Source organism: Curvibacter soli (assembly GCF_029211125.1).
Taxonomy (GTDB): Bacteria; Pseudomonadota; Gammaproteobacteria; order Burkholderiales; family Burkholderiaceae_C; genus Curvibacter_A; species Curvibacter_A soli.
In genome coordinates, this window is record NZ_JARGEN010000022.1 from 1 (window position 1) to 11,437 (window position 11,437).

At 67.4% G+C, this 11,437-nt stretch carries 11 protein-coding genes; 5 read left to right on the forward strand and 6 right to left on the reverse strand.

The window, feature by feature from the left end; genetic code table 11:
- Positions 1-239: 239 nt before the first annotated feature.
- From PY257_RS05150 to PY257_RS05170, 5 genes are all read right to left on the reverse strand, one after another.
- Complete coding sequence (locus tag PY257_RS05150) at positions 240-1,691, reverse strand: sensor histidine kinase (RefSeq protein ID WP_275739557.1); 1,452 nt, start codon at positions 1,689-1,691, stop codon at positions 240-242.
- Positions 1,692-1,747: 56 nt separating this feature from the next.
- The gene (locus PY257_RS05155) at positions 1,748-2,422 is read right to left on the reverse strand and encodes a response regulator (protein WP_275739559.1); all 675 of its coding nucleotides are present in this window, start codon (positions 2,420-2,422) and stop codon (positions 1,748-1,750) included.
- Positions 2,423-2,504: 82 nt separating this feature from the next.
- Positions 2,505-3,269 carry a substrate-binding periplasmic protein gene (locus PY257_RS05160; RefSeq protein WP_275739560.1) on the reverse strand — a complete coding sequence of 255 codons (765 nt, stop codon included), beginning with the start codon at positions 3,267-3,269 and terminating at the stop codon, positions 2,505-2,507.
- Positions 3,263-4,657 (reverse strand): GGDEF domain-containing protein, encoded by a 1,395-nt coding sequence (locus PY257_RS05165; RefSeq protein WP_275739562.1) that lies wholly within the window; start codon positions 4,655-4,657, stop codon positions 3,263-3,265. Before PY257_RS05165 ends, PY257_RS05160 begins: the two co-directional genes overlap by 7 nt.
- Positions 4,658-4,862: 205 nt before the next feature.
- Positions 4,863-5,348, reverse strand: a complete 486-nt coding sequence (locus tag PY257_RS05170) for a MarR family winged helix-turn-helix transcriptional regulator (protein ID WP_275739564.1) — start codon at positions 5,346-5,348, stop codon at positions 4,863-4,865.
- Between the two features lie 144 nt (positions 5,349-5,492).
- On the opposite strand from PY257_RS05170, the gene recA reads away from it, so the two are divergent.
- Complete coding sequence (gene recA, locus PY257_RS05175) at positions 5,493-6,557, forward strand: recombinase RecA (RefSeq protein ID WP_275739566.1); 1,065 nt, start codon at positions 5,493-5,495, stop codon at positions 6,555-6,557.
- A 66-nt stretch (positions 6,558-6,623) separates the two neighbouring features.
- Positions 6,624-7,079, forward strand: a complete 456-nt coding sequence (recX, locus tag PY257_RS05180) for a recombination regulator RecX (protein ID WP_275739568.1) — start codon at positions 6,624-6,626, stop codon at positions 7,077-7,079.
- A gap of 247 nt (positions 7,080-7,326) precedes the next feature.
- Here the strand turns inward: recX and argC are convergent, their stop codons facing one another.
- Positions 7,327-8,241, reverse strand: coding sequence for an N-acetyl-gamma-glutamyl-phosphate reductase (gene argC, locus PY257_RS05185; protein ID WP_275739571.1), 915 nt, complete (start codon positions 8,239-8,241; stop codon positions 7,327-7,329).
- 188 nt (positions 8,242-8,429) lie between these two features.
- Here argC and sucC point away from each other — a divergent pair, with 188 nt between their 5' ends.
- From sucC to PY257_RS05200, 3 genes are all read left to right on the forward strand, one after another.
- On the forward strand, positions 8,430-9,590 hold the full coding sequence (gene sucC / locus PY257_RS05190) for an ADP-forming succinate--CoA ligase subunit beta (protein ID WP_275739573.1): 1,161 nt from the start codon (positions 8,430-8,432) through the stop codon (positions 9,588-9,590).
- A gap of 11 nt (positions 9,591-9,601) precedes the next feature.
- Complete coding sequence (gene sucD / locus PY257_RS05195) at positions 9,602-10,495, forward strand: succinate--CoA ligase subunit alpha (protein WP_275739575.1); 894 nt, start codon at positions 9,602-9,604, stop codon at positions 10,493-10,495.
- A gap of 118 nt (positions 10,496-10,613) precedes the next feature.
- Positions 10,614-11,297, forward strand: a complete 684-nt coding sequence (locus PY257_RS05200; protein WP_275739578.1) for a TerC family protein — start codon at positions 10,614-10,616, stop codon at positions 11,295-11,297.
- Positions 11,298-11,437: the final 140 nt, after the last annotated feature.

Sequence of the window (11,437 nt, forward strand, 5' to 3'; positions counted from 1 at the left end):
CTTACAGCTTCCCTAGCCCCTCCCCAGTCCCCTGGCGAGGGGCTTTCGGGTTCCTGGGGTGCATAGCAAAGCAGGGCTTGAACAGGCGAACCCATCCCATTGCACACCTCTCTAATCCGGATATTTCACCGTATCCCGCCCAGGCCCACCCATTTGGAACTGCTCTGCAGTCACTTGAAGTCTTTGGAAACCTGCATGGATATTGGGTTTGCGCAAGGCTGCTGGCGCTGTAGGCGTGCCTACGGCGCTGCGGAGGGCGCATGCGCCGGAAAGCGCACGCTGAACAGGGCGCCCGGCGGTACCTGCCCCGGGTGCGCTTCTTCCACCGTCACCACCGCGCCATGCTGGCGCGCGATCTCCAGCACGATGGGCAGGCCCAGGCCCGAGCCGTCGGCGTCTGTGCCGAGCGCGCGGTAGAAGGGCTGGAACACCAGTTCGCGCTCGGCGGCGGGCACGCCGGGGCCGGAGTCTTCCACCTGCAGCAGCAGCACGTGACCGAAGGTGTCGGTCAGCACGCGCGCCGTCACCACGCCGGGGCGCCCGGTGCTGGAGGGCGTGTAGTTGATGGCGTTGTCCACGAGGTTGCGCACCAGCTCCTTGAGCAGCGTTGGATTGCCGCTCACGTCCACGCCGGGCATGCCCGGCGCGGCGCCGTCGTAGCCCAGGTCGATGCTTTTCTCCAAGGCGCGCGGCACCGAGTCCTGCACCACCTCCATGACGAGCTGCGCCAGGTCGCACGGCACGCTGTGCATGCCCGCGCCGCTGCCTTCGGCGCGCGCCAGCGCCAGCAGTTGGTTGACCGTGTGGGTGGCGCGGATGCTGCCGCGCCCGATCTGCTGCAGCGAACGCTTGAGTTCGTCCGTGCTGGTGCCTTCGCGCTGCGCCAGGTCGGCCTGCATGCGAAGGCCCGCCAGCGGTGTCTTGAGCTGGTGCGCCGCGTCGGCCAGGAAGCGCTTGTGCGTGGCGATCGAATCCTGCAGCCGGGTCAGCAGGTCGTTCACCGACGACACCAGCGGCACCACTTCGAGCGGCACGGTCTTGTTGTCCAGCGGGCTCAGGTCGTCGGGGCGGCGGGCGCGGATGCGTTCTTCGAGCTGCGACAGCGGCTTGATGCCACGCGCCAGCGCCAGCCACACCAGCAGCACCGCGAGCGGCAGGATGACAAACTGCGGCAGCATCACGCCCTTGATGATCTCGGTGGCGAGCACGCTGCGCTTCTCGCGCGTCTCGGCCACCTGCACCAGGGCGGGCTCGGCGTTGGGCAGCGGCAGGCGCACCCAGATCGAGGCCACGCGCACGCCGGTGCCGCGCAGCTCGTCGTCGCGCAGGCGCACCTCGCCCACGATGGTGCTGTCCTCCTCGGGCGGCGCGGGCAGCTCGCGTTCGCCCGAGAGGAACTCCCCGCGCGTGCCCATGACCTGGTAGTACACCATGTCGGAATCGTCGGCGCGCAGGATCTCGCTGGCGGGCTGCGGCAGGTTGAACTGCACCTGGTGGTTCTGCACCGTGATGAGCTGCGCCAGCGCCTGCACGTTGTATTCGAGGGCGCGGTCGAACGGCTTGTTGGCGATGCTCTGCGCCACCAGCCAGGTGAGCGCCAGGCTGATGGGCCACAGCAGCAGCAGCGGCGTGAGCATCCAGTCGAGGATCTCGCCGAACAGGGAGCGCTGCTCGCGCTGGAAGATTTTCATCGAATCGGGCTGTAGCGCTTTTATATCAAGCGGTTGCAGCTATCAAATATGTAGCATCAGCCGGGGATCTTCTCCAGGCAGTAGCCCAGCCCGCGCACGGTGGCGATGCGGATCGGGCCGCGCTCTATCTTCTTGCGCAGGCGGTGGATGTAGACCTCGATGGCGTTGTTGCTCACTTCCTCGCCCCACTCGCACAGGCGCTCGACGAGCTGGTCCTTGCTCACGAGCCGGCCCGCGCGCTGCAGCAGCACTTCGAGCAGGCCCAGCTCGCGCGCCGACAGCTCCACCATCTTGCCGTCGATGGTGGCCACGCGCCCAGCCTGGTCGTACACCAGCGGGCCGTGCTTGATGGCGCTGCTGGTGCCACCCATGCCGCGCCGCGTCAGCGCACGCACGCGGGCTTCCAGCTCCTGCAGGCTGAATGGCTTGGCCATGTAGTCGTCGGCGCCGAAGTCCAGGCCCTTCACGCGCTCCTCCACGCTGTCGGCGGCGGTGAGGATCAGCACCGGCAGGCCCGAGCCGCGGCCGCGCAGGCGGCGCAGCACTTCCAGGCCGTGCATGCGCGGCAGGCCCAGGTCGAGGATCAGCAGGTCGAACTCGTGGTTGGCAAGCAAGGCCGCGTCGGCCTCGGTGCCGCTGGCCACGTGGTCCGCCGCCGCGCCCGCGGCGCGCAGCGAACGCAGCAGCGCATCGGCCAGGACCTGGTCGTCTTCGGCGATGAGGATGCGCATGGCTTGTCTCCGGCGTGCTGGCGTGGTGCCCTGTGCGATTCTAGGGGCCGGGCCCGCGTGCGTTGCTCCGGTGAAGCCCGCATCAGGGCTTGAGCGCGGGCGCGGGCGGCAGCTCCATGATGCGCTTGACCACGCCTTCGGCGCGCAGTTGGTCGAACGCGGCGCGCGTGCGCGCGACCAGCGCGTCGGCGGTACCGCGGCTGTAGGCCATGTACAGGTACACGCCCAGGCCGTCGAGCGTATAGGCGCGCGCCAGCTCGCTGCACTGCGGGCGCGTGGCGGCGCACAGCGTGGCGGCCTCGGCGTCGTTGAGCGGCATCAGGTCGATCTGGCCTGCCAGCAGGCGGCGCACGCCCTCGATCGGCTGGGCGAAGGGGGCGAGCCGCGTAAAGCCCTGCTGCTGCAGGTAGGTCTGGCGGACGTCGTCGCGCACCACGCCAATGGCGTAGCGCTGCGCGTCGGCGAGCGAGGCGACCAGGATGTCCGCGCGGTCGGGGCGGCGGTACAGGTGGTACTGGATGCGCGTGACCTCGCCCACCCACTGAAAGAGGCTTTCGCGCGCGGGCGTGCGGGCGACCAGGTAGAGCAGCACGTCGGGCTGGTTGAGCGCCATGTCGTAGGCGCGCGCCCAGGGGTAGATGGCGATGCTGTAGTCGGTCAGCCCGGCGCGCGCGAACACCTGCTTGACGACTTCCGTGGCCGGGCCCGGCACCTTGCCGTCGTCCGAGTAGGTATGCGCCGTGGCGTCGGTGACGGCGCGGATGGCCTGCGCGGCCGCCGGCAGGGCGGCGCACAGGCCGGCGAGCGCGATGGCAGGCACGGTGGCGCGAAGCAGTTTCTTCAGCATGGTGGAAGCGGGCCTTCCCTGAAAGTGTCGGATGCGGCGTCGTCGTAGCAGGCGGCGCGGTTGCGGCCCGCCTGCTTGGCCCGGTAGAGCGCCAGGTCGGCCCGGTGGAACAGGGCCTCGAAGTCGCCCGGCATGCCGGCGGCATGGTGCGCCACGCCCACGCTGAGCGTCACGTGGTCCGCCACGTCGGATGCGGCATGCGGGATGCGCAGCGCCTCCACCGCGGCGCACAGGTGGCGCGCCAGCACCAGGGCGTGCCCGGCGTCGGTGGCGGGCAGCAGCACGCAGAATTCTTCGCCGCCGATGCGCGCCAGCGTGTCGCCCGAGCGCTGCACGCGCTGGTGCATGGCCTGGGCCACGGCCTGCAGGCATTCGTCGCCTGCGGCGTGGCCGTAGGTGTCGTTGAAGCGTTTGAAGTGGTCGATGTCGCACACCAGCAGTGCCAGCAGTGCCAGCGGCGCCGCGCTGCGCTGCGCGCGGGCGAATTCGTTGCGCTTCACCTCGTCGAAGCGCCGGCGGTTGGGCAGGCCGGTCAGCGCGTCGGTCTGCGACAGCACGCGCAGTTGCGTGTTGGCGGCCTCCAGCTCGGCCGTGCGCGCCTGCACCAGTTCGCTGAGCCGGTCGCGGTGGCTGGCCAGCTCGTGCTCGTACTGCGTCTTCTGCCGCAGGTAGTCCTGCAGGTTGCCCTGCAACTGGTTGACGCCGCGCACCAGCAGCGCCAGCTCGTCGTGCCGCCCGCCGCGCCGCTCCAGCGTGAGTGGCTTGTCCAGCGTGGCGGGCGTGAGCCACGCCAGGTGCCGTGCGATGCGGCGCACGTGCTGCGTAACCAGGCGCGAGAACATCAGCATCACCATGCTCGCCAGCAGCAGCGACTGGATGATCTGCGTGGCCAGAATGGCCAGTACCTCGCTGCGCATCTGCGCCCACAGCACGCGCTCGTCGCCCGCGAGCCGCAGCGTGCCCACGGGCTCCTTGCGGCCCGGATAGGGCTCGTAGGTCAGCGTGAGCTCGCGCACCGGCGCCAGCGCCGACGGGCCCCAGCCCGGCGACATGTGCTGCAGCACCTCGGGTGGCGCGTTCACCGAAGGCAGCGTCAGCACGATCTGGCCCACCGCCGTGGCCTGCGCCAGGCTCTCCATGTGGGCGCGCAGCGACCCCATGTCCAGGTCCCAGATCGACTTGGCCAGCGTGCGGTGCGACACCTGTTCGATGAGCGTCAGCTCCGCCGTCATGTCTGCCACTGCGGCGCGCCAGGCCCACAGGGTGCGCACGCCCACGGCCAGCAGCGTGAACACCAGGCTGAACGCGAGCGTGGCCAGCACCAGGCGCGTGCCGAGCGAGCGGCGGATGCCGCTGCCCGAAGGGGGCTCAGCGGCGTCCTGGGCCATGGGCGGGGGCTATTGTCATTGGAGATTCTCGCGCGCGGGCCTGCGGATGATGGTGGAGTCGTGCCCGGCTCAGCATGGAATCGACGCGTGCCTTTTCTGGTTCTGGACAAGAGGGGGATGGAGCCAAGCGTACTCCAGTTGCGGCGTTTCATGGGCATGAGATGGGGTTGCTGCGCCGCGCGGCCCGGGTTTCCTTTTTGAGTCGTCATGCGGCGCCGTATGCCTCCAGCCCGATGCGCACCACGGCGGCCACCTCGGCGCCCACGGCCTCGGTGAACTCGGCTTCGGCCTGCGCCACCGCGCGCTGGAACGCGGCCAGCCAGTCCAGCCCTGTGGGCGTGAAGCGTACCTGCCGCGCCCGCGCGTCCAGAGGGTCGGCCTCGCGCACCACCAGGCCCCAGGCTTCGCACTGGTCCACCAGCGCGCCCATGGCCTGCTTGCTCATGCCCGCGCTCTGCGCCAGCGCCGTCAGCCGCGAGCCGCCCTGCGCCAGGTGCCGCGTGATGTGGATGTGGGCCGCGCCGACCTGCTGCCGCGCGGCCAGGTTGGACAAGGCCAGCGGTACCTCCGCATCGTGCGCCATGAGCGCGAGCACGCGGGCATCGAAGCGCCGCAGCGCCTCTCCGAGCAGCCGGCCCAGGTGCGATTGGCGCCAGCGGTCGTCGGGTGCCGGCGCGGGGGTGGAGTCCATGCCCAAATGGTAAATCAAACTGACCAAAAAATGGCTTTTCGGAAAAGTATGCAACCCCTAGAATACTGTTCAAGCATCCAGTCTGTTTGTGCAAGCAGTCATGCGAAGCCACCACAACCCATTGATCCACCAGGAGATTTTCAAATGGACGCTCCCGTCAAGAACAGTGCCGCCGCCGCCGAACGCGCCAAGGCCCTGCAGGCCGCGCTGGCCCAGATCGAAAAGCAGTTCGGCAAGGGCACCATCATGCGTCTGGGCGAAGGCGAGGTGATCGAGGACATCCAGGTCGTCTCCACCGGTTCGCTGGGGCTGGACATCGCCCTGGGCGTAGGCGGCCTGCCGCGCGGGCGGGTGGTCGAGATCTACGGCCCCGAATCCTCGGGCAAAACCACGCTCACGCTGCAGGTCATCGCCGAGATGCAGCGCCAGGCCGGCACCTGCGCCTTCGTCGACGCCGAGCACGCGCTCGACATCCAGTACGCGCAAAAGCTCGGCGTGAACCTGCAGGACCTGCTGATCAGCCAGCCCGACACCGGCGAGCAGGCGCTGGAGATCGTGGACAGCCTGGTGCGCTCCGGCGCGGTGGACCTGATCGTCATCGACTCGGTGGCCGCGCTCACGCCCAAGGCCGAGATCGAGGGCGAGATGGGCGACAGCCTGCCGGGCCTGCAGGCCCGGCTGATGAGCCAGGCGCTGCGCAAACTGACGGCCACGATCAAGAAGACCAACTGCATGGTCATCTTCATCAACCAGATCCGCATGAAGATCGGCGTGATGTTCGGCAGCCCCGAGACGACGACGGGCGGCAACGCGCTGAAGTTCTACGCCTCGGTGCGCATCGACATCCGCCGCATCGGCACGATCAAGAAGGGCGACGAGGCGATCGGCAACGAGACCAAGGTCAAGGTGGTGAAGAACAAGGTCGCATCGCCGTTCAAGACGGCCGAGTTCGACATCCTGTTCGGCGAGGGCATCAGCCGCGAGGGCGAGATCATCGACATGGGCGTGGAAGCCCGCATCATCGAGAAAAGCGGTGCCTGGTACGCCTACAACGGCGAGAAGATCGGCCAGGGCCGCGACAACGCGCGCGAGTTCCTGCGCGAGAACGCCGGACTGTCGCGCGAGATCGAGAACAAGGTGCGCGAGTCGCTCGGCATCGCGCTGCTGCCGCCCGCGGTTGCCGATGAGGCCGTGGCGGGGAAAGCATAAGAAATTCAAGCAAAAAGTGGCTCCAGCGCTTATATATAAAGCGCTGTAAGCTATGAATTTAGTAGCATGGCATTCGCCTCCCTCTCGCTCAAGGGCCGTGCCCTGCGGCTGCTGTCGCAGCGCGAACATTCGCGCGCCGAGCTGGAGCGCAAGCTCGCGCCGCATGAGCAGGTGCCGGGAGAGCTGGCCCGCGTGCTCGATGAGCTGGCGGAGCGCGGCTTCATCAGCGAGGCGCGGGTGGTGCAGTCGGTGCTGCACCAGCGCGCCCCGCGCTTCGGCGCGGCGCGGGTGCGGCAGGAACTACAGGCCCGGGGCATCGCCGCCGACGCCGTGGCCGAGGCGGTCACCCGCCTGCAGGGCAGCGAACTGGAGCGCGCGCGCGCCGTGTGGCGGCGGCGCTTCGCCGCGCCGCCCGCGGATGCGAGGGAGCGCGCCCGGCAGGCGCGTTTTCTGATGGCGCGCGGCTTCGCCGGCGCCATCGTGGCGCGGGTGCTGCGCGGTGCGACGGAGGGCGGAGAATAAACCTGGAAACAGCAGTTGACCGCTTCGTATCCCTTGCCAGGCCGCAGGAAATCGAGCGTTGCCGGCTTCGATGGGGTTCACCTCGTGGGTGAGAGCGCCATGCCCCTGCCAGCACCGCGCTCGGCGCGCCATGCGGCGTTGCTCCTCCTTGCGGGCACCAAGCCCGCCGCGTCGTCGCGTCTTGCCTGGCACCCCGATCACGGCACCGGCAGGCGCATCCAACTGCCGTTTCCAGGATAAAAATGGGTCAGAGCCCGAGCATCAGCCGCAGGTTCTGCACCGCCGCGCCGCTGGCGCCCTTGCCGAGGTTGTCGAACCGGGCCACCAGCACGGCCTGGCCTTGGGCGTCGTTGCCGTAGACGCTCAATTCCATCCGGTTGGTATCGTTGAGGGCCGTGGGCTCCAGGCGGCCCTGGGCGTTGGGCGGGACGACACTGACCCATTCGCTGTCCGCGTAATGGGCGCGCAGCGCGTCCTCCAACTGCTGGGTGCGCGTGACGCCTTGCATCAGGTCGAATTGCAGACCGATCTGATCGATCATTCCGGCGTAGTAGTTGGCGACGGCCGGCACGAAGATCGGGCGGCGCGTCAGGCCACTGTAGCGAAACAGCTCGGGCACGTGCTTGTGGGTCAGTTCCAGGCCGTAGATTTCGAGCGGCGGCGCGGTGTGGGAGACTTCGTGGGCTTCGATCATCTGCCGCCCGCCGCCCGAATAGCCCGAATAGCCGGACAGCACCACCGGGTAGCTGGGCGGCAGCAGGCCGGCGTCGACAAGCGGGCGCAACAACGCAATGCCGCCGGTCGGGTAGCAGCCGGGGTTGGCTACGCGCTCGGCCTGGGCCACCGCCGCCGCCTGGCCGCGCGTGAGTTCCGGAAAGCCATAGACCCAGCCCGGAGCGACCCGGTGGGCGGTGGATGCGTCGATGATCTTGGGCCGCCGGCCCTCCAGGCTGTCGATCAGCGCCACCGATTCGCGGGCCGCGTCGTCGTGCAGGCACAGTACCGCCAGATCCACGCCGGCCATCAGCGCGCGCTTGGCCCCGGGGTCCTTGCGGTGCTCGGGCGCGATGCTCACGAGTTCGACCTGCGGCAGGTTTTGCAGCCGCTCGCGGATTTGCAGGCCGGTGGTGCCGGCTTCGCCATCGATGAAGACCTTGGGCATGGTTCGTGTGTCCTGCCGGAGCGTAAGGGGTGGAAAAGCCGAATCAGAGTACGGGGCGGTGATCGCACAGGCATTGTGCAGCGCCGCATGATACAGTCGAAGGCTGCTGTGCGCCCGTCCGCTGGCCGGCCCCTGATCCCTCCGTGCCGGGCAGCAATCGTCTTACCCGTTCCTCTGAGAGAGACCTCATGAAGATTCACGAATACCAAGGCAAGGAGATCTTGCGTCATTTTGGTGTGCCCGTTCCGCGCGGTATCCCGGCGTTCACGGTGCAGGAGGCGGTGGAAGCCGCGCAGAAGCTCGGCGGCCCGGTATGGGTGGTCAAGGCCCAGATCCACGCGGGCGGCCGCGGCAAGGGCGGCGGCGTGAAGGTCGCCAAGACCATCGAGGACGTGAAGACGCTGGCCGGTCAGATTCTCGGCATGCAACTCGTCACGCACCAGACCGGCCCCGAAGGCCAGAAGGTGCGCCGCCTCTACATCGAAGATGGCGCCGACATCCAGAAGGAATACTACGTGTCCGTGGTGACCGACCGCGCCACGCAGAAGGTGGCCTTCATCGCATCGAGCGAAGGCGGCATGGACATCGAGGAAGTGGCCCATTCCCACCCCGACAAGATCATCAAGGTGTTCGCCGACCCGATCGCCGGACTGACCGACGCGCAGGCCAAGGAGATCGCCGACGGCATCGGCATCCCGGCGGGCTCCACCGCCCAGGCCGTGGATGTGTTCAAGAAGCTCTACGCCTGCTACATGGACACTGACGCTTCGCTGGTCGAAATCAACCCGCTGAACCGCGACAGCAAGGGCAATATCACCGCGCTGGACGCCAAGTTCAACTTCGACCCCAACGCGCTGTTCCGCCACCCCGAGATCGTGGCCCTGCGCGACCTTGACGAAGAAGATCCCGCCGAAATCGAAGCCAGCAAGTTCGACCTGGCCTACATCAGCCTAGACGGCGACATCGGCTGCCTGGTCAATGGCGCCGGCCTGGCCATGGCCACCATGGACACCATCAAGCTCTTCGGTGCCGAGCCGGCCAACTTCCTCGACGTGGGCGGCGGCGCCACCCCCGAGAAGGTGACCGAGGCGTTCAAGATCATGCTCAAGAACCCCAAGGTCAAGGCCATCCTGGTCAACATCTTCGGCGGCATCATGAAGTGCGACACCATCGCCACGGGCGTCATCACCGCCTGCAAGGCAGTGAACCTCTCGGTGCCGCTGGTCGTGCGCATGAAGGGCACGAACGAAGAGCTGGGCAAGAAGATGCTGGCCGAATCCGGCCTGCCCATCATCAGCGCGGACACCATGGCGGAAGCGGCCCAGAAGGTCGTGGCGGCGGTCAAGTAAGGAACATAGTCATGTCGATCTACATCAACAAGGACACCAAGGTCATCACCCAGGGCATTACCGGCAAGACCGGTCAGTTCCATACGGAAAAGTGCCAGGAGTATGCCAACGGCAAGAACGCTTTCGTCGCCGGCGTGAACCCCAAGAAGGCGGGCGAATCGATCTTCAACATCCCGATCTTCGCGTCGGTGAAGGACGCGGCCAGGGAAACCGGCGCCACCGTCTCCGTGATCTACGTGCCGCCCGCGGGCGCTGCGGACGCCATCTGGGAGGCTGTCGAAGCCGACCTCGACCTGGTGATCGCCATCACCGAAGGCATTCCGGTCAAGGACATGCTGCTGGTGCGCAACAAGATGAAGGCCAAGGAAGCCGCTGGCGGCAAGAAAACGCTGCTGCTGGGCCCCAACTGCCCCGGCCTGATCACGCCCGACGAGATCAAGATCGGCATCATGCCCGGCCACATCCACCGCAAGGGCCGCATCGGCGTGGTCAGCCGCTCCGGCACACTGACCTATGAAGCCGTGGCGCAGCTCACTGAAATCGGCCTGGGCCAGTCCAGCGCCGTGGGCATCGGCGGCGACCCGATCAACGGACTGAAGCACATCGACGTGATGCAGGCCTTCAACGACGATCCGGATACCGACGCCGTCATCATGATCGGCGAGATCGGCGGCCCCGACGAGGCCGACGCCGCCCGCTGGTGCAAGGCCAACATGAAGAAGCCCGTCGTCGGCTTCATCGCCGGCGTCACCGCGCCTGCGGGCAAGCGCATGGGCCATGCGGGCGCGCTGATTTCGGGCGGTGCCGACACGGCCGAAGCCAAGCTCGCGGTCATGGAGGAAAGCGGCTTCAAGGTCACGCGCAACCCGTCCGAAATGGCCAAGCTGCTCAAGTCCTTGCTATAAGCAGTTTTACGAATCGGCGCGCCGCGCGCCACCGCTACACTGCCAACTCCTCATAAAGAGAAGCGCTCGGAACCCTGGTTCCGGGCGCTTCTTCATTCATAACATGGAGATCAAAGCAATGGAACTGCTGCAAAGCGCCGACTTCTGGATCGGCCTGGTCAAGATCATCTGGATCAACATCATTCTTTCGGGCGACAACGCCGTGGTGATCGCGTTGGCCGCGCGCTCGCTGCCGCCGCAGCAGCAGCAGAAAGCGGTCTTCCTGGGCTCCGCCGCCGCCGTGGTGCTGCGCATCGTGCTCACGGTCGTGGCCGTGAAGCTGCTGGCGCTGCCATTCCTGCAGATCGTGGGCGGCGCGTTGCTGCTGTGGATCGGCATCCAACTGCTGGGCGACGAGGACGACGAAGAGGGGGAATCCGACAAGACGCAGGACGGGCTGCTCTCGGCGGTACGCACCATTCTGATCGCTGACCTGGTCATGAGCCTGGACAACGTAATCGCCGTGGCCGCCGCCGCGGACGGCAGCATGGTGCTGCTGATCGCCGGCCTGGCCATCAGCATCCCGCTGGTGATCTTCGGCAGCACGCTGATGATCAAGCTCATGGAACGCTTCCCGATCATCGTTACCCTGGGCGCCGCGCTCATCGGCTGGGTGGGGGGTGAAACCATTGCCGCCGATGTATCGCTGCACGACGTGCTGGCTGCCAACCCCTGGCTGCACTACGCGGCAGCGGCGCTGGGTGCGGCATTCGTCATTGCCGTCGGCAAGGCGCTGCAGGCGCGCAAGGCCAGGGCCGAATAGCCGTTCATGGGGCGCGAGGTAGCATCGGCGCGCCATTCCAGCGGCGGGCCACGCCGCCGCCCGTGAAAAAGTAACAGTCTTTTCCAATTCAGGTATGAGCCTGGAGCGACCTGAGATCGGCGACGCGAAGCGAGTCGATC